This window comes from Eubacterium sp. 14-2 (assembly GCF_000403845.2).
In the GTDB taxonomy this organism is placed as follows: domain Bacteria; phylum Bacillota; class Clostridia; order Lachnospirales; family Lachnospiraceae; genus Petralouisia.
In genome coordinates this window covers 522,181-542,247 of sequence record NZ_KE159568.1, presented here as the reverse complement: position 1 = coordinate 542,247, position 20,067 = coordinate 522,181, and the positions used below count along the sequence as shown (strand labels likewise).

The window sequence follows — 20,067 nt, the reverse complement described above, 5'->3', positions numbered from 1 at the left end:
GGAGCTTATAGGATGAAAATAAAAAAATATCTGGCAGCAGGGATGGTATGCTGTATGATTCTGCTGCTCTTTGCGGGCTGCGGAAGAAAAAAGCCGGAAATTCCGGTGAAAATCCAGGCAGGTATCATTGTTTATAATCAGAGTGACGTATTTCTCGGCGAACTGGTAACCTGTCTGCGGCAGCAGTTTGAGGAGCTTGGGAGCGGCGATCTTGAGATTACGGTGATGGTGCGGGATGCGGCAGGTTCCCAGCGCACTCAGGATGACCAGGTCAGGGAACTGATTGATATGGACTGCAATGTGCTCTGTGTAAATCTGGTGGACCGGGCGGATCCATCGGAAATTATAGATCTGGCCAGAGAAAATGATGTTCCCATTATATTTTTTAACAGGGAGCCGGTGGCAGAGGATATGATGCAGTGGGAAAAACTCTACTATGTGGGAGCCGATGCCCGTCAGTCCGGTCAGATGCAAGGAGAACTGGCAGCGGATGCCATTGAGGCAGACGAGCTGATTGACCGGAACCGGGATGGGAAAATCCAGTATGTGGTACTGGAAGGGGAACCTGGACATCAGGACGCCATTATCCGCACCGAGAGCGCGGTGGATACTTTAAAAAGCAGGAATATTTCCCTGGAAAAATCAGGCACCGGGATTGCAAACTGGGATCGGGCACAGGCCCAGAACCGGATGCAGCAGCTTCTGAGCCAGTATCCCAATCAGATTGAAATGGTACTGGCCAATAACGATGCCATGGCCCTGGGCGCCATTGACGCTTACCATAAGCTGAATTATACAGAGACGGCCCTTCCGGTATTTTTTGGCATAGACGGAACGGAGGCCGGGCTGGAAGCTGTCATAGACGGAAGGCTGGCCGCCACTGTTTACAATGACAGAAAGGGGCAGGCTCAGGCGATTGCGAAACTGGCAGTTGCTGCTGTTACCGGCATGGGCATGAGCGATATTGTATTTGAAAATGAGAAATACATTTATCTGCCTTATCAGAAAGTAACAGATGAAAACGTCAGGGAGTTTCTGTATTAAGCAGTGTTCTGATTACTTCTGTCACAGATTCTGTGATACGGTCCGCATACTCTGCCACTCCCGGCGCAGCAGTTTTCATGGCATAGCCGGTGCCTGCAAACCGAAGCATTTCGGTGTCATTTTGCTGATCTCCGAAAGCGATGCCGTTTTCGGGCGGAATATTCAGGTGTTTCAGAAGCACTTCAAGGGCTTTGCCTTTGTCCGCGTCGGGTGCAAGGAAATCCACCCAGATTCTGCCGGCAGTTACTACCCGGATTTCAGAGGAAAAACGCTCTTTCAGAAAGGGTTCCATTCTGTCGGTGCCGTTGGGGTCGCAGATGGCAAGTTTCAGGAAAGGCTCCTGAATCTTATGCAGATCATCCACAAATGCAATATCGTTATGAAGCACATCCCGCATATGATGAATAAAATCCGGATTTCTGGAATCAGTATATGCCCGGCTTTCACAGGAAAGAAGGGTATGGCAGTCCGGGAATTCTTTTCTGGTGTCAATAATACGCAGGCCCAGTTCCCGCTCAATCGTACCCCGGTGAATAACCTGTCCCTGATGGAGACAGAGGGAACCGTTTTCCGTAATGTAGGAAATATCCTCCCGGACAGGCAGAAAAAGCTGACGGATGCTGTGATACTGTCTTCCGCTTGCAGCGATGAACCGGATACCTCTCTCCTTTAACTGCAGAATCAAATCGAAAATTTCAGGATTCATGTCCTGTCCCCCGTCCGGAAGTAAAGTTCCGTCGAGGTCGCTTGCTATGTACTGAATCATAATTTCCTCCTTTTTCTGTTTTACTCCCGCACCATTATAATATAAAAAGAAAAGAAAGAAAAGAGCCGAAGTCCGGGCAGCCGGAAAATATCGGACATTCCCGGCATGATATCCGGCCTGCCCGCAGGAAAGTGTGGAAGAATTCCGGTTTCTGTGTTAAACTGTAAAAAGAAAAACCAATGGGTAAAATTCTGTATGGATAAACATTGTTCAGGGGGAACAGGATATGGAACAGAAGATTTATGGTGAATATGTGAGAATATTGCAGGAAGAACTGGTTCCTGCCATGGGATGTACGGAGCCCATCGCCATTGCATATGGGGCGGCAGTTGCAGCCAGGGCGCTGGGAACAGAGCCGGAATCTGTGGAAGTGTGGGCCAGCGCAAATATTATTAAAAATGTAAAAAGCGTGGTAGTGCCCTGTACCGGCGGCCAGCGGGGGATTTCGGCCGCAGTGTGCGCCGGGATTGTGGCGGCAGATACGGAAAAAGGACTGGAAATTCTGGCTTCCATGACAGAGGAACAGAAAGAGCAGGCAAAAAAGCTGCAGAGCTGCCTGCCGGTTGGTGTAAATGAATCCCGGAGCGGTTATATTTTTGATATCCAGATTAAGGCCAGCGCAGGAGGCCATTCCGGGTATGCGCAGATTGCCGGTTATCACACCAATGTCATCTGTGTGAAAAAGGATGAAAAGGTGATGCAGGAAAAGCCTTATGTGGAGCAGAAGCAGTCTTACGGTACGGACCGGGAGCTGCTTACGGTATAGAGAATTGCGGATTTTGCGGAATGTGTGGAAATTTCTCATGTGGAAGAAGTGCTGGAGCGTCAGATTGCATATAATACAGCCATTGCTCAGGAAGGAATGAGAGGCTCCTTTGGAGCCCAGATTGGAAAAATTCTGCTGGAATGTTACGGAGACAATGTACAGAACCGGGCCAAGGCCATGGCTGCCGCAGGTTCTGACGCCAGAATGAACGGCTGTGAGCTGCCGGTTATCATCAATTCCGGCAGCGGAAATCAGGGAATGACAGCTTCCCTTCCGGTAATTGTGTACGGGGAAGAACTGCAGGTGCCCAGAGAGACATTGCTGCGGGCTCTGGTGGTTTCCAATCTTGTCACAATCCATCTGAAAACAGGTATCGGAAGGCTTTCCGCATATTGCGGCGCTATCAGCGCAGGGTGCGGCGCCGGCGCGGGAATCTGTTATCTGTATGGAGGCCGTGCATATGAGATTTCTCATGTAATCGTCAATGCGGTAGCCATCAATTCCGGTGTGATCTGTGACGGGGCAAAGGCAAGCTGCGCTGCGAAAATTGCATCCGCGGTGGAAGCCGGACTGCTGGGAGTTCAGATGCAGAGAAAGAACATGGAGTTTCACGATGGAGAGGGAATTATCCGAAAAGGCGTGGAAAATACCATCAGAAATATCGGAGAACTGGCAAGCCAGGGGATGCGGGAAACGGACAGGACGATTATCCGGATGATGACGCAGGAGGGAAATACCGGTCTGAGATAAGGAGCTGTTATGGAATTGAAATTATTCTGGAAATCAATGATAAGAAGAAGAGTGAGCGCGCTGCTGCTGTTGCTGCTCATTGCGGCGTCTTCCTTTGGATTTGTGCTGCATGGGGCAGAATATCTGGCGGTAAGGGGTGAAATCAGCAGGATATCCCGGCGGTACCGGCCCATAGGAACCCTGTCCTCCGCTCACGGTGATATTACAGAGGGAATTTCCCTGGTAGAAAAAAGTCCTTATGTGGAATTTGAAGATATCAGAAGATACTGTCCTGCAGTTCTGGACGGATACTACAATACGGATCTGGACGGATATTCCAGCGACCGGGGTGAATATGGATATGGAGTTAAAATCAGTGATTTGCTGGTATGGGGTGAAGTAACCAAAAAAATGGAAACCGGAAGAACCGGCGTCAGCCTGTATCATTTTGTGATAAAAGAACGGGTGTATGGCTATCCGGAATGTGCAGAACCGGGAAACCGCCTTACGCTGGAGATTTCGGACGAAGAAGGCAAGATGCCTGTTCTGGAAGAGGGGAAGACGTACCTGATAAAATGTTATCCTCCGGTGGAATCCAATTACGGGCATTACGGAGATGGAATGTCCGTAAACCTTCTGCCTCTGGAGGAAGGTCTCTGGTTCCTGGAAGGGGAACCGGACAGAAAGAGAGCAGAGCAGTATGTGGATGAGGATGCTTTGCTTCAGGAGAGAAACCGCCATACCATGCTGGCCCAAACCACCGCTGACATGAGTGCCATGCCTCTGGTTCAGGAAGCATCCAGGGACTATTATCTTCAAGAAGGCAGATGGCTGAACCGTCAGGACCAGGAAGAAAGCCGGAAGGTGTGTGTGATTACAAAGGAATTTGCAGAAATCCGAGGCCTGTCTGCGGGCGATTCTCTGACCATGACGCTTAAGGACAGTATTGTCTCTCCCGGCGGGTATACGAGAAGCCTGGAAGAAGATACCTGGGAAAACGGTGAAAAAACAGAAGTGACGCTGGAGATTGTGGGAATCTGCGGAAGACGTTATGGAGGCATGATTGATGATCCGGGATTTGTTCTGTTCAGCCGTCACAGTAATCTTATATATATTCCGGACAGTCTGCTGCCGGAACACTATGGTGAAAACCAGCCTGTGGAACAGGATTCGTTCAGCTTTGTACTGACCTCCCCCAGGGAACAGGATTCCTTCCGGCAGGAGGTGGGAGGTAAGCTGGAATCTTTGGGAATTACACTTTCTTTTGTGGAAAATAACTGGGATTCTTTTTACCGTTCTGCAAAAGCAGTGGAACAGGGCAGCTTTTACAGTTTTCTGATTTTTGGGGCAGTGATGATTCTGACCCTGGGGGCAGTGGCCTTTCTGTATGCCTGGCAGCGGAAAAAAGAGATTGCCATTGCGCGGGCGCTGGGGGTTCCGGCAGGAAAGGCAGCATTCTGTGCCTGTTTTCCTCTGGCGCTGACAGGGGCAGCCGGAATTTTTGCAGGTGGAGGAGCTGCCTGGAAATATGGTCTGTGGCAGGCCGGACAGACCCTGAAGATCCTGGAGGCAGGCAGACGCCCGGAGCTTTCGGCCGTATGGTTTCCGGGACTTTGTATGTTGGTTTTTCTGATACTGATGCTGGAACTTTCAGCCGGAGTATTTTTCCATGCCCGCAAACCGGTTCTGGTGATCCTTCAGGGAACCAGAGGAAAAAGAGGGAAGAAACAGTACGAGACTAAAAAGGGTCTGCCGGAAGTAACGGAGAAAAGAAATGCCATACAGGAAACAGTTGGGGAAAGCATCCGGAATGTTTCAAATACCGGTAAAAACAGAACCTCTCCGGAGTATGTCCGGGAAAGAAACACTCAGAATACAGCAGAAGGTGGAAAGCATTTTCTGAAAGGAGTAACGGTGAAGTTTGTGGGACGTCATCTGTACCGTTTTTCTCTGCGGACAGTGCTGGCGTGGCTGGCGGCAGCGGTTTTTGTGCTGTCTTCCTGCTGGCTTTACAGCGCTGTCCGCACCGGGGAGCGGGAAGCAGACCGGCTGTACCGCTCTGTTTCTGTGGAGACTGAAATTATAAAAAAGAGTACGGGAGTTGTGGTTACGGAACATGGCGGGGCATATATCAGTGAAAATACTATAAAGAAACTGCTGGATACCGGGTTTATTCAGGAATCTTTCCTTGTGGCGGGAGAAGAGGGCCTGGTGAGTAAAGAAGCCGGAAATACCGGAACAAAAAAAGTGAGTCTGGTGGGCATTGAGGATCTGAAACAGTATCTTTCCGGTTCCTGGAATCGTATGCAGATACAGGATGAACTGCCGTATCTGACGGAACGTTTTCAGAAAGATTACTCAAAGAAAGGCAGATATGGGCTGCTTTATATGCCGGTTGCGATACTTCCTGAGGCGCTTTGGGAAGAATGGAAACTGGAGCCGGGAGAACAGATCTGTCTCTCAGACGCCAGCGGAGATCATACTGTATTTGCGGAAGCGGGAGGCTTTTATACGGGAGGAACTGTGGGAACCGGACCGATTCTTCTTCCCCTTTCACTGTTAGAACTGCTGGAACAGGGAAATCTTTACTATATGACAGCAAAGTTCAGGCTGGATTCCGAAAAAAACCGGGATCTGGAGAGCTTCCGGGAGGAGGCCGGGAAGATTCTGGAAGAACCAGGAGCAGGGCTTCTGGAGCTGTCCCATGTGATCTGGGATGAAGAACTGGAGCAGGCGGTGGAGCCCATGGAGAAAAATATTGCTCTGATGAGAATTCTCTGTCCGCTGTCAAATGCTGTGTCCCTTCTGGCTGCCGGAGCGCTTTCACTTCTGTTTCTGTTACAGAGAAAACGGGAGGCCGCTCTGCTTCGGATTCTGGGTACGGGGATTTTTCAGACCAGGCTGATGCTGGCTTTAGAGCTGCTGATTCTGAATCTGACAGGAATTCTGACCGGAGCAGGAATTTCTCTGATTCTGACCGGAAATGACAGTCTGACAGCAATGCTCCTGGCAGCAGGATGCTGTCTGGCCGGCTGTTTTATGGGAACAACAGCGGGAGCTGTTCTGGTTACCAGAGCCAAACCCATGGAATTGCTGCAGGAAAAAGAAAAGGGGGAATAAAAATATGACAGAGCTGATACTGGATCATATTTCATATAAATACAGGAAAGCAGAGAAAGATGTGTTAAAGGATGTGAACTGCCGGTTTTCCGGCGGAGAGATGGCGGCAGTTACAGGACCGTCCGGTTCAGGAAAGACCACGCTTTTGTCCATTCTGGCAGGGTTGGATGAGCCTTCCGGAGGAACTGTTCAAAAGGACGGACAGGACGTGCTGGTTATGGACAGGGATTTATGGCGCAGGAAAGAGGTGTCCGTGATTTTTCAGTCTTTTCAGCTGTTTCCTCTGCTGACAGTGCTGGAGAACGTTATGTTTCCTCTGGAGCTCAACGGAGTTTCCGGGAAAGAGGCGGCAGGACATGCAAAGGAGAACCTGAAACTGGTGGGGATCGCTCCGGAAAAATTCAGGCGTTTCCCGGCAAATCTGTCCGGCGGCGAACAACAGCGGGTGGCCATAGCCCGCAGCCTGTCCGGCGGGGCAAAAATTCTGCTGGCAGATGAACCCACCGGCAACCTGGATGAAGAAAATACGGAAAATATTATTTCTGTTTTCCGGCGGCTGGCCCATGAGATGGGGTACTGTGTTGTAGTGGTAACCCATGACCCGGAGATTGCGGCTGTTTCTGATAAAGTCTGGCAGATGAAGGATGGAAAACTGATGTGTCAGAAGTAAAAGACATTACATATAATAACAGAAATGCAGAACAGACAGGAAATAACCATGGCGGCAAACAGTGAGAAATTTGAAAACCTCCTGAACCTTGCCCTGGACGCCACCGGCCGGGAGCGGGAAAAATCTCTGCAGCTTGGCGTAGGGTATGAGCCAGAGGCGGAAAGATGGGAGCTGATTGTAAAATACTCCGGAAACATTATGAGGCTTGCACAGGAGAATCCTCAGATAGAGGTGGTGGAGCTGATGAATGAGTATGCTATTCTGTACGTGCCGGAGAGTGCCATGGAGCAGGTGGCATCGGCATCAGAAGTGGAATATGTGGAAAAGCCGAAACGGATGTATTTTGCGGTGCAGGCTGCAAAACAGGCAGCCTGTATCACTCCCGTACAGGGGGCCCGGTATAACCTTACAGGAAAGGGCGTGATTGTGGCAGTGCTGGATTCCGGGGAGCGTGTTATAATATTGTCAAGTCAGTAAGAACCCGGTAAATATTGGGGTTTTCAGCTGATTTAGTCCTGCAGAAAATCTAAAATAAATAGTAATCCTGACGTAGTATGGGCCTGTTTCAATAATCGAAAACGGTTTCCTGCATTTATTTGACACGAAGACAGGTCAGGGAAACAGACGGGGTCAGGAAGAATATTACTGCGAATGCTCCGGATGTGGTAAGATAAAATAAGAAACAAAGACCTCCTGCTGAGAAGTGGGAGGTTTATTTTCTCTTATAGGAAATTCCGTTGGATTTCCTATAAGAGAAAATAATTATCGCACCGCGGTGAAAAAGAAATATGTCGCTAAAGCGACCCGCCGCAGGCGGAGAATGCGCATGGCGCATTCTTTTTTATTTTTTAATCTGGATAAATCCTGTACTTTTCCTGGCGGGGTACCGGGACATCATTCCGCAAACTGAAATATACCGTGGGTTTGGCAGTTTTCACATAAAAAAGTGTAATTTGTTCCCTAAAAAATGCCCTTTAATCCCAAATGGGTTGTTGTCCTCTGCGTATTTGATATAATTTTTTCAAATCGTTATTTTCAGAGAGGATGAAAAAATGAATGCTATATTTTCACATGAAGAGACAAATACCGGAAGGCAGAGGGAATTTGATTATTTGAAAGGGATTTTTATGCTGTTTATTTACCTGGTCCACGCCTTTCAGGCAACCATGTCCCCGGAAGATTCCGTTACCCGGTGGATTTTTATGTTTGCAACAATGTCCGGCGCAGCTATTTTTATTTTCGTTATGGGAATCGGAACTGTTTACAGCAGGAATGCAACGCCGGTGGGAATGGCAAAGAGCGGTGTTCGCATGGTGGTTTATCAGTATCTGAATAACCTTGTCTATGTAATTGCTCTGCTAATTCCCTATCCCTTCGTTTCCGGGAACCTGACGGGGACCGGGAGGGATAATTTTAAATATCTGACAGAGGTATACATTCAATACATCAATATCTTTTTTATTACCGGAATTATTTATTTTGTATTGGCATTGTTAAAGAAGCTGAATATGAACATTGCAGGGTACGTGATAATCGGTGCGGCCATGAGTATCATTGCGCCGTTCCTTTATGGAAAGCCGGTAGATGTGCCAGTGCTTGGGTATATTATGAAACTGTTGATTGGAGAGGCAGAGTTTGTTTCCTTTACGCCGCTCTATTTTCTGTCCTATGCCATGTTTGGAGTTGCCTTTGGCAAAATCCTTCGGCATGTGAAGGATAAAAACAAATTTTACGGCATGCTGGCTGTTCCCGGCATCGTGGTCATTATTGTATGGTGGGTATTGGTGTTCAGGGAATATGGTTCGAATATATCCCAAATGTATATTGCGTTACTTGATGCGTATTCACAGCCGAACCTTTGGCACGTGGCGGCAGGCATGGCGCACATATTTATTTTGGCTATCGTATTTTTCTTTATGGAAAGTATCTGCAGAAAGGATGGCAAACTGCGTGAGCCAGAGAATCCTGTTGCAAAGCAGATTCTATATTATAGCGAACATATATCAAAATATTATGCGCTGCATATCATTGTATATTTTGTTGCTCTCGGAATCAATGGTTATGAGAGCTTTCAAAGTTATCAATGCTGGCTTCTTGCATTGGTTTCAATCCTGGTGACAGAAATTATAGTAAGAGGATACAATATGCTGCAGGCAAAGGTTGCAGCATAGCAAATATATTTGTGCAGGCAAAAGTATGGCAGGAGGATATTGAGATGGAGCAGATGCACCAGAGGAATGAAAGGCTTATAGAGAATAAAATTTGGAAGTATCTTTTACCGGGAATTATGATGTCGCTGGCTCTGCAGCTGGGGAACATCGTTGATACAGTATTTGTGGGGAACTTTTTGGGGACGGAGGCAATGTCGGCAATAACTCTTGTTCTTCCCATGGAAACTTTAATACAGGTAACAGGCTATTGTCTTGGTATGGGAGGATCGATTGCAGCAGGCATTTTGCTTGGCAGGCGAAATAAAGAGGGAGCATCACAGCTGTTTTCGCTCACATTATTGATAACTGTTGTTGTGGGACTTATCATTGCTGCAGCGGCGCCTTTTTTGGCAATGCCCATTGCAGACGCTCTGGCAAAGGGCGGAAATCTGAGTATTCCTGCAGGCCATTATCTTTTTGTAGGGATGCTTGGCGCTCCGATTATTGGCGTCGGGCTTCTGATGTCCAGTTTTTTGGGTGTGGAAAACCATCCTGGGCTTGCGTCTGCCTATCTGATTATTTCTAATGTTATCAATCTGATTCTTGATTACATATTATTAAAATTCACTCATATTGGCATTGCGGGCGCCGCCCTGTCTACGGTGGCCGGGTTTTTACTTGGAATGGTTGTTTTTATCTTTTATATCCGTTCCCCGAAGCGCATGATAGGCTTTGTCAGAATCAAATCATTTGCTCCTCTGAAAGAAGCGGTCATATCAGGGGCGCCGGTTTTTGTATTTATGATTATGACCATAATAAAATCCTTTGGGCTGAATGAAATTATTATCCGTTTTATTGGAGAAGGCGGGATGGCAGTTTATACGGTATGCGACAATGTCCTTATGATTGTGGAAATGATTACGGCCGGAATCATAGGCGTAATACCAAATATAGCGGGAATTCTTTATGGGGAAAAGGATTACTTTGGTATCCGCGCGCTGTGCAAAAGGGTTCTTGTATTAAGCGCGGTTGCAACGCTGTTTATTTTTGGGCTTGTTATGGCGCTTGCAGAGCCGGTTACCGTTATGTTTGGCGTGGATGATTCAGCTCTTTCCTCCATGATGGGGACAGCGCTCAGGATTTTTATTTTGTGCCTGCCGGCATATGTATGGAATAAATTTCTTGTGGGTTATTATGAATCCATTGAAGAGTCAAAACAGGCAAGTATTATTACATTCTTTCAAAATGGCATTTACGTGCTGCCCGCTGCAGCTTTTGGGATCATTCTGGAAGTAAAAATGGGCGGCAGCGGTATAAATGGTCTGGCGTTTAGTTTTGTATGTTCGGAAATCCTGACAGTTCTTACGGCATATATTTACCGCAAAATCAGGTATAAAGGTACGGATTTTTATCTGCTTCCTGAGGAAACGGGAATATGTTTTGATTTTACCGTGAAGGCGGATATGGACGAGACTGCGCTGGTACCCAGAGAGGTAAAAAAGTTCTGCCTGGATCATGGCATAAGCGCTAATAAAGCCAATATCGTGGCGGTGGCTGCGGAGGAAATGATCGTAAATTGTATCAGATATGGCGGCAGGCTGTCTCATTGGATTGACGTCAGCCTGGTGATAGAAAAGCAAAAGATGCTTCTTAGAATCAGGGACAATGGAGTGCCTTTTAATCCAACTGAGTATGAATTTGACAGCAGGAAATTTGATATACATGGGATTGAGCTTGTGAAAACAATCTCATCCGGCATCAGTTATATGCGTACAATGGATTTGAATAATACCGTGTTAGAATTTGACATAGAACAGGAGGAAGAAAGGTGAAAAAAATTAACGACACGATTTATGAAACTGATTTTGTATCGGTAGTAAGTATGTTTGAGAAACAGGTAGAAATGCATCCGGACAAAACGGCAGTCATTTCAGGCAGCGAGAAGAAAACGTATGGTGAGCTGAATGCTGATGCAAACAGGGTGGCAGATGTTCTGATTAAAAATGGGGCAGAGGCAGAAACGATGGTAGCTGTCCTTTTGGAACGCGGCGTAAAAGTTTATACTGCGACACAGGGAATATTAAAGGCAGGCGGGGCATTTACCTGTATTTCTGCCGAATATCCCAGGGAGCGTGTGCGTTATATATTAGAGGATAGTGGCGCAAAGTGGATTATTACAGATGAAAAGACCAGGAATCAGTTCAGGGATTTGTGGGAGACATCAGAGTGTACGCCTCTTATCATCGACGAGATTTTGAAAGGTGAAAATACGCAAAATCCCAATCGGGAAATTCATGAAAAAGACTTATGCTATGTTATTTATACGTCAGGTTCTACAGGAAAGCCTAAGGGCGTTATGATTGAACAGGGGAATCTGTCAAATTTCGTAAATGCAAACCCAAAGAACCATGAAACCCTTGGATTTACAGAAAAATCATCGGTTGTTCTTGCGCTTGCGGCAATGACATTTGACGTTTCAATTATGGAAGAGTTTATTCCTCTCACAAATGGCATGACAGTTGTTATTGCAACAGAGGAGGAAATACATAATCTGGATTTGCTTGCGGACACCATTCTGCAGCATGGCGTTGATAATATAACGACAACGCCATCTTTTCTTTCTGTTATGCTGGAAATTCCGAAAATGCGGGAGGCATTAAAGCAGGTTCGCTCCTACGATTTAGGCGCTGAAGCATTTCAGGGAGGATTGTATGACAAAATATGTGAAATCAATCCGGAAGCATATATCATGAACGGATATGGGCCTACAGAGACAACGATCAGCTGTACTATGAAGGTGATTACGAATAGTGAGAATATCACCATTGGCATACCGAATGCCAATGTGCTGGTATATATTATTGATGAGAATAATAAAGAAGTGCCGGATGGGCAGGTTGGCGAGCTTCTCATCTGCGGAAAGGGTGTGGGACGTGGATATCGGAACCTTCCTGAAAAGACGGCAGAGGTATTTATTGAGTATCATGGTATGCGTGGTTACAAGTCAGGAGACCTTGCCCTGATTAACTCTGAGGGGGAGATTGAATTTCATGGAAGAAAGGATAATCAGGTAAAACTCAGAGGCCTTCGGATTGAGCTGGGTGAGGTTGAGGAAGTGATTCTAAGCCATGCAGATGTGTTGAATGCAGCAGCGGTAGTTATTGATGAGCAGCTTTGTGTATACTATACCGCCGCAAAAGAAATCGGGCCGCAGGAACTTTCTGATTTTGCCGCAGAGAGCCTTGCTTACTATATGGTGCCAGATATCCTGATTCAGCTTGAGGAAATGCCGCTGACGGCAAATCAGAAAATAGACAAAAAATCCCTGCCGAAACCGGTGTTGAAGCAGGGCGATCATGAGGTGCCTAAAAATAAGATGCAACAAAAGATTTTTGATATCGCAGCATCCGTTACCAATAACAGCAACTTTGGCATAAACACGTCATTTTACCGTGCAGGGCTTACTTCTCTGGGGGCAATGAAATTAAATGTCCTGCTGGCAGAGGGATTCGGCATAGCGATAAAGACCAGCGATATCATCCAGTATAATACGGTGGCGCTTATGGAGGAATTTATCAGGAATGCAGAAGCACCTGATGAAAGGGAAATCCGCGGCGTTTATCCTTTAACGGGTTCCCAGAAAGGGATTTTTGCGGAGTGTGCGAAGAATCCGGAAACAACGATTTATAATATACCGTTTTTATTTACCCTTGACAACAGTATTGAGGAAGAGAAACTTGCCAGTGCAGTTGCCAGAACCATTCGGGCACATTCCTATATGACGGCGCGTTTTGGGATCAGTGAAGAGGGAGAAATGGTTCAAAAACCCTTTTCAGAAGATTTTGTGCCTGAGATTATAAGAACAACAGACAGTGAGTTTCAGAAGAACAGTCTTGTGAAGCCATTTCAATTAGAAGGGGGCAGGCTGTTTCGGATTACAATCTACCTGACTGAGACGAAGAAATATCTGTTTGTAGATTTTCACCACATCATGGCGGATGGAAATTCCTATGATATTTTTTTCAGGGACTTGAACCGCGCCTATATGGGTGAAGAACTGGCAGAGGAAGACTATACAGGTTTTGATGCGGCTGTTTCAGAGGAATACGCAGTGGAGAGAGGCGGTTATAAAAAGGCAGCTCTTTATTATGACAATATTTTTCAGGGGCTTGAAGTCGAGTCGCTTCCGATTTTTGACAAAAAAGAAGATACGCCCAGGAAAGGGCTGGCAGAATATAAAATGTCAGTTTCAGAAGAAGAGGCCTTTAAGCTCTGTGAAAGACTGGGAATTACGCCGAATACACTCTTTACCGGAGTTTTTGGAATCCTGATGTCCCGCTGGTCAAATGCAAAGGAATCGTTATTTGCGACCATCTATAATGGCAGGAATGATTCGAGGCTTGAAAATACGGTATGCATGCTTGTAAAAACGCTTCCTGTATATTGTAAATTTGATGATAAGACAACGGTGGTATCCTATATGGTTTCCTTACAGGAACAGTTAATGAATTCCATGGCAAATGATATTTTCCCGTTTTCCGATATTGCTGCAAAATATGGGATTACTTCTGATCTGATTTTTGCATATCAGGCAGAACTTACAGACGATTATCCGATGGGAAATACCGTTGCTGTTGGTGAGGATTTGTCCCTTGACCTGCCCAAAGAGCCGCTGTTGCTCCAGGTTCGTCTCTATGACGGGGAGTATTATCTGACAGCTGAGTACCGCAGTGATTTGTATCAGGAGGAAACGGTTCAGAATATTATGGATTCTTACAATGCCGCTTTCAAATCCATATTCGGCTGCCGCAATGTATCCGATGTGACAATCCTTTCAGAGCAGCAGGAAAAAATCCTTGACAGTTTTAATGAGACAGAAGTGTCCTATGATGACAGCAAAACAGTTGTGGATATGTTTGAGGCTGCTGCTGTTAAATATCCCGCCAACACAGCCGTTGTATACGAAGATGTCAGATATACATACAGCGAGGTTGAAAAAATAACGCGTAATCTTGCGGGCGATCTTATCCGGAGGGGATTAACAGCAGGCGACGTAGCTGCTGTGCTGATTCCGCGCTGTGAATATATGGCAATCTGTTCGATGGGTGTTGCCCGCAGCGGCTGTGCCTGCCAGCCCCTTGACCATACATATCCGCAGGACAGACTGCTTTTCATGCTGGAAGACAGTGGTGCGAAACTGTTGATTACGACACAGAAGATGCGTGAACTGGTGTCTGGCTATACAGGACAGATATTGTATCTTGATGAGATACCAGACCTGCCGGAATATGTGGAAAAGCTGCCGTCTCCAAAGCCGGAGGATTTGTTTACGCTGCTTTACACATCAGGTTCGACAGGGGTGCCCAAGGGCTGTATGCTTGAGTATGGAAATATCACTGCATTCTGCACATGGTATCACAGACAATATCAGTTTGACAGTTCTGCCCGCCTGGCCGCCTATGCCTCCTATGGTTTTGACGCATCCATGATGGATATTTTTACGTCTCTCACGGCAGGCGCGCAGTTAAATATCATTGCCGAGGAAATACGCCTTGACCTTTTGGCACTCTGTGATTATTTTGAAGAGAACCAGCTTACCCATTCCTTTATGACGACGCAGGTGGGACGCCAGTTCGCAATGGAAATAAAGAGTAAAACATTAAGACATCTCAGTACGGGCGGAGAAAAGCTGGTTCCTTTAAATCCGCCGGAGGGTATCAGGTTTTACAATGTTTATGGACCCACGGAATGCACGGTTTATACAACGATCTTTGAGATGGATCGGTATTATGATGATATTCCAATCGGGAAGCCGCTGGATAATCTGAAACTCTATATTGTTGATGATAAGGGACACCGCCTGCCAGCAGGGGCGTCCGGTGAGCTGCTCGTCTCGGGAAGGCAGGTATCGCGGGGGTACCTGAACCGTCCGGAGAAAACAAAAGAGGTGTATGCTGAAAATCCTTATACTGACCAGGAGGGATACGGGCGGATGTACCGCACAGGCGATGTGGTGCGCTACTTAAACGATGGAAATATTTCCTTTGTGGGCAGACGGGACGCTCAGGTAAAAATAAGAGGATTCCGGATTGAGCTTACGGAAGTGGAGGAAGTGATCCGGCGTTTTCCAGGGATAAAGGATGCCACAGTTGCTGCATTTGATGAGGAGGGCGGCGGTAAATACATCGCAGCGTATGTTGTGTCAGATGAACAGATTGATACAGGGAAGCTGAATGCTTTTATTATGGAAACAAAGCCGCCGTATATGGTACCGGCTGTAACGATGCAGATTGACCGGATTCCATTAAATCAGAATCAGAAGGTCAACAGGCGCGCTCTGCCAAAGCCGCAAAAGGCAGTGGAGGAGATGATTCCGCCGAAAAATGAAATGCAGCAGCGCATTTGTGACTGTATTGCTGAAGCAATCGGACACAGGGAGTTTGGTATCACTACGGATATTCAGCTTGCGGGACTGACTTCTATCAGCGCGATAAAACTGAATGTACTTCTGGCAAAGAAATTTGACGTGGCGATCAGGACAAATGATATCAGAGAAAATCCAACGGTCGTCCAGTTAGAAAGATTTCTTCTGGGAGCGGAAAAATTCGAAATACATGAAGTGCGGGAGGTGTATCCGCTTACCAACACGCAGGCAGGCATCTTTGTAGACTGTACGGCGAATATGGGAACAACGGTTTATAATATTCCATATTTGTTCCGGTTAAGTCACAGGATAGATTTAATCCGGCTAAAAGAAGCAGTAGAGCAGACAGTGGAAGCGCATCCATATCTGAAAGTACAGATTTTTATGGATGAGGACGGTGAAATACGCCAGCGCAGGAATGATCATTTGGAATACGCCGCTGAAATTATTGACGGCATGGACAGGGAAAAACTGGTAAGGCCATTTCCGCTGTTTCACGAGCCGCTGTTCCGTTTTGAGATACACAGGACACATGAGGGAAGTTATCTGTTCCTTGACGTGCATCATCTGATTGCAGACGGTACCTCTCTTTCTGTTATTTTGTCGGATATCGACAGGGCGTATCAGGGCGAAGAGCTTACGACAGAGGTATATACTGCCTATGATGCGGCCCTTGACAACGAAAGGGCAGTCCAGGGAGAAAAGTATAAAAAAGCGGAAGAATTTTACGCCGCTGTATTGAAAGACTGCAGCTCGGATACCAGTCTTTATCCTGACAAAAATGGAGAGGCGCCGGGCGTTGGGAATTTGTGCAGAAAGAGCCATGTCATCAGCAGGGAAGCTGTGCAGGCGGTCTGTGAGAAATATGGTATAACAGAGAATGTATTTTTCACAGGCGTATTTGGAGCAGCGCTGGCAAGATACCATTTTGCCCCCAAAAGTGTATTTACAACTATCTATCATGGCAGAAATGACTCACGTCTTTCTGATACAGTCGGTATGTTTGTCAAAACATTGCCTGTGGTGTGTGATACAACGAAAAATACGGAAGATTATTTTGTGACAATTAAAAACCAGCTTATGGGAATGATGGATCACGATATTTATCCATTCCAGGAAATCAGCCGCAATTTCCATATTAAGCCTGATACGATGTTTGTGTATCAGGGCGGGAATTTTGCATTTACGAAAATCTGCGGAGAGGATGCAGAAGAAATCCCTCTTGGCTTAAATGCGGCAAAGGAGCCGATCTCGCTTATGATGAGCATTGAAAACGGCGCATACATCTATGAACTGGAATACAGAAGTGATTTGTTTGAAAAGGAGACGGCAGAGTATCTGATAGAAAACCTTGAAATCACCACAAGGGCTTTCCTTGATGGAAAGGAACCGTCAGAGATACGCCTTCTGTTCGATGAACAGGATAAGATGGTAAATACGCCGCAGTATACGGGGAAGACTTTTATCGACCTGTTCCGGGAAGCTGTGTCAAAATATCCGGACAATACTGCCGTAAAAGATGAGAACGGTACAATCACATATGCAGAGCTTGACGCAGTCTCGGAGTATATAGCTGATAAACTGAAGAATAATGGTTTTGGACGGGAAAATGTTGCCGGAATTTTGTGCGGCAGGACAAGGGAATTTGTGGAGGCGTTTGTAGGAATTATGAAAGCGGGAGGCGCATATGTTCCCCTTGATCCGGAATATCCGCAGGAGAGAATTGAATATATGCTCTCTGACAGCGGCAGTGAAAATCTTCTTCTTATGAGGAAATATCAACCGCTGACAGAGGGGTATGACAAAAATGTAATTTACCTTGACGAGATAGAAAAAGACGGACTTGGCTTTACAGAAAAGACGGATTTGACGCCGCCGCTTCCGGAGAATCTGGCATATATGATTTACACTTCCGGTTCCACAGGAAAACCAAAGGGCGTTATGCTGGAACACCGCAACCTTATGACATTAATTGAGCATACAGTCACTTTCCATAAGACGGTTCCGGAGGATATGTACGGTGAATTTTCTTCTTTCTGCTTTGACGCTTCGGTACATGACCTGTTTATGCCTTTGGCGGTGGGAGCCTCCCTTTATATTTTCCCGGAAAGTGTCAGGAAGGATGCTGTCGCTGTCTGCCGTATCTTTGAAAACGAGCCGATTACGGTAGCGACCATGCCGACGCAGATGGGTGAGCTTGTGGCGGAAACTCTGACAGGGGATTGCGCTTTAAGGATTCTCACCCTGGGAGGCGAAAAGTTTAAGCGCTATTATGACAGGAAGTACATGATGGTAAATGGCTATGGGCCTACGGAAAATACCGTTTCCTCCACAGAGTTTGTGGTTGACAAGGAATATAAAACGATTCCCATTGGCAAATCACAGCTCAATGTAAGGAGTTACATCGTAGATGAAAACTTAAAGCGCGTACCTGTGGGGGCGCCAGGGGAGCTTTGCGTGGCAGGGCGGCAGGTGGCAAGAGGCTACCATAATCTGCCGGAAAAAACAGCGTCCGTATTTGTGCCAAATCCTTTTGCCACATGCAAGGATGAGGAAAGGCTGTATCATACAGGCGATATGGTGCGTATGAAAGGTGACGGGAATATTGAATATATCGGGCGGATTGACTCACAGATTAAGATTAATGGATTCCGCGTGGAACCTGGCGAAATCGAGGGGGCACTCCTGAAACGTGACGGCGTTTGTGAGGCGGCGGCAATTCCTGTGGATCAGAGCGGCGTAACATATATTGCGGTTTATTATACCGGGGCAGAGTATAAAGAGGAGGACTGGAAAGCATTTTTAAGTCCATTGCTTCCGGAATACATGGTGCCTGCGTTCTATACGCATCTGGACAAAATGCCTGTTACGCTTGGAGGAAAGATTGATAAGCATGCTTTGCCAAAGCCAGCCATTATGGAAGAGCGCACCAATTATGCCGCGCCTCAGACGGGAGCGCAGATAAAACTGTGTAAGCTGTTTGAAAAGGCATTAGGGCGGGAAAAAGTAGGAATTGATGATGATTTCTTTGCGATTGGCGGTACTTCCCTTGCCGCTTCCAAGGTTGCAGTCATGTGCCTGAATGAGAAGATTCCTCTGGTATATGCAGATATATTCAAATATCCTACGGTGCGCGCGCTTGCCAGGGCATTATATGGAGATGAGGTGCAGAAGGAAAATACAGATGAATTTGCAAATTATTCCTACAATGCAATTGATACGCTGATTGCTGCAAATAACAGGCAGAACGCTGACTGTGCGGAGAAAAAGGAATTAGGCGATATCCTGATTACGGGTGCAACAGGCTTTTTGGGGATTCATGTGTTAAAAGAATTTCTTGACAATTACGATGGCAAGGCATATTGTATGGTGCGCAAAGGCAGATATGAGTCAGGTGAGCGGCGTCTGATGAATATGCTGATGTATTATTTTGACTTGCCATATACCGAATTGTTTGGCGGCAGGATTATCTGCATTGACAGCGACATAACGGACAGGAAAGAGGTAGACAGGTTAAAAGATGTACCTTTTACCACATTGATCAACTGCGCTGCCTGCGTCAAACATTTTGCAGCGGGTGAGATGTTAGAAAAAATCAATGTAACAGGCGTCAGATATCTGATAGATCTCTGTTCATCAGCAAATAGAAGGCTTATACAGATTTCAACCATATCAGTAGGCGGCGAGGGTATGGACGGCACGCCGCCGATGGAGCGAATATTTGCTGAAAATGATCTGTATTTTGGCCAGAGGATTGCCAATGAGTATATACGCACGAAGTTCCTTGCAGAACGTGCCGTGCTCGAAGCGGCTGCAAAAGGTCTTGATGCGAAAGTAATCCGTGTCGGCAATCTTATGAGCCGCCACAGAGATGGGGAGTTCCAGATTAACTTTATCACGAACGGTTTTCTAAGGAGTTTGCGTGGGTACGCTGCAGTTGGCGCATTTCCAATGGACAGCATGAATGAAAGCGCTGAATTTTCCCCAATTGATGAAACAGCGGCGGCAGTGCTCTGTCTTGCGGGAACAGACAGCAGGTTTACGGTATTCCATGCCTGCAACAACCACAGGATTTTTATGAGTGATGTGATATATGAAATGCGTGAGAGGGGATTTGACATTAAAATCATGCCTGGAGATCAGTTCATTGAGACGGTCAATGCGTATGCGGCAGAACATGAAACAAGTGATGCGGTATCGGGGCTTATAGCTTATACTTCTCATGATGATGAGGAACTTTACACGATTGATTATGATAATGCCTTTACAACAGAAGTGCTTTACCGTTTGGGATTCAAATGGAATATAACGGATAACAGATACCTTGCGAATGCAATGAAAGCTCTGGAGGGGCTGAACTTTTTTGAGGATGAATCTTCAGATACGCTTTAATACTAC

General features: G+C 46.4%; 8 protein-coding genes and 1 pseudogene. 8 read left to right on the top strand and 1 reads right to left on the bottom strand.

Annotation, left to right across the window (positions count from 1 at the left end; all coding sequences use genetic code 11):
* The first annotated feature begins 12 nt into the window (after positions 1–12).
* Positions 13–1,044 carry a galactose ABC transporter substrate-binding protein gene (locus C805_RS19565; protein ID WP_016215718.1) on the top strand — a complete coding sequence of 344 codons (1,032 nt, stop codon included), beginning with the start codon at positions 13–15 and terminating at the stop codon, positions 1,042–1,044.
* Here the strand turns inward: C805_RS19565 and C805_RS19560 are convergent.
* Positions 1,025–1,810 carry a Cof-type HAD-IIB family hydrolase gene (locus C805_RS19560; protein WP_016215717.1) on the bottom strand — a complete coding sequence of 262 codons (786 nt, stop codon included), beginning with the start codon at positions 1,808–1,810 and terminating at the stop codon, positions 1,025–1,027. The genes C805_RS19565 and C805_RS19560 overlap by 20 nt on opposite strands.
* Before the next feature lie 226 nt (positions 1,811–2,036).
* On the opposite strand from C805_RS19560, the pseudogene C805_RS19555 reads away from it, so the two are divergent.
* From C805_RS19555 to C805_RS19525, 7 genes and pseudogenes are all read left to right on the top strand, one after another.
* Positions 2,037–3,326: pseudogene (locus C805_RS19555) on the top strand (serine dehydratase subunit alpha family protein).
* 9 nt (positions 3,327–3,335) lie between these two features.
* Positions 3,336–6,425, top strand: coding sequence for an ABC transporter permease family protein (locus tag C805_RS19550; RefSeq protein ID WP_016215714.1), 3,090 nt, complete (start codon positions 3,336–3,338; stop codon positions 6,423–6,425).
* 4 nt (positions 6,426–6,429) lie between these two features.
* Complete coding sequence (locus tag C805_RS19545) at positions 6,430–7,095, top strand: ABC transporter ATP-binding protein (protein WP_016215713.1); 666 nt, start codon at positions 6,430–6,432, stop codon at positions 7,093–7,095.
* A 48-nt stretch (positions 7,096–7,143) separates the two neighbouring features.
* Entirely contained in the window at positions 7,144–7,572 is a 429-nt protein-coding gene (locus C805_RS19540; RefSeq protein ID WP_016215712.1) for a hypothetical protein, read from the top strand.
* 575 nt (positions 7,573–8,147) lie between these two features.
* Positions 8,148–9,266: a hypothetical protein gene (locus C805_RS19535; protein WP_016215711.1), complete on the top strand. Its 1,119-nt coding sequence runs from the start codon at positions 8,148–8,150 to the stop codon at positions 9,264–9,266.
* Between the two features lie 11 nt (positions 9,267–9,277).
* On the top strand, positions 9,278–11,077 hold the full coding sequence (locus C805_RS19530; protein WP_242832702.1) for an MATE family efflux transporter: 1,800 nt from the start codon (positions 9,278–9,280) through the stop codon (positions 11,075–11,077).
* Entirely contained in the window at positions 11,074–20,061 is an 8,988-nt protein-coding gene (locus tag C805_RS19525) for a non-ribosomal peptide synthetase (RefSeq protein WP_016215709.1), read from the top strand. Before C805_RS19530 ends, C805_RS19525 begins: the two co-directional genes overlap by 4 nt.
* Positions 20,062–20,067: the final 6 nt, after the last annotated feature.

Bases quoted from the DNA above. Each gene is read 5' to 3' on its own strand.
- C805_RS19565 (WP_016215718.1), top strand. From the start codon at position 13: ATGAAAATAAAAAAATATCTGGCAGCAGGGATGGTATGCTGTATGATT.
- C805_RS19560 (WP_016215717.1), bottom strand. From the start codon at position 1,810: ATGATTCAGTACATAGCAAGCGACCTCGACGGAACTTTACTTCCGGAC.
- C805_RS19550 (WP_016215714.1), top strand. From the start codon at position 3,336: ATGGAATTGAAATTATTCTGGAAATCAATGATAAGAAGAAGAGTGAGC.
- C805_RS19545 (WP_016215713.1), top strand. From the start codon at position 6,430: ATGACAGAGCTGATACTGGATCATATTTCATATAAATACAGGAAAGCA.
- C805_RS19540 (WP_016215712.1), top strand. From the start codon at position 7,144: ATGGCGGCAAACAGTGAGAAATTTGAAAACCTCCTGAACCTTGCCCTG.
- C805_RS19535 (WP_016215711.1), top strand. From the start codon at position 8,148: ATGAATGCTATATTTTCACATGAAGAGACAAATACCGGAAGGCAGAGG.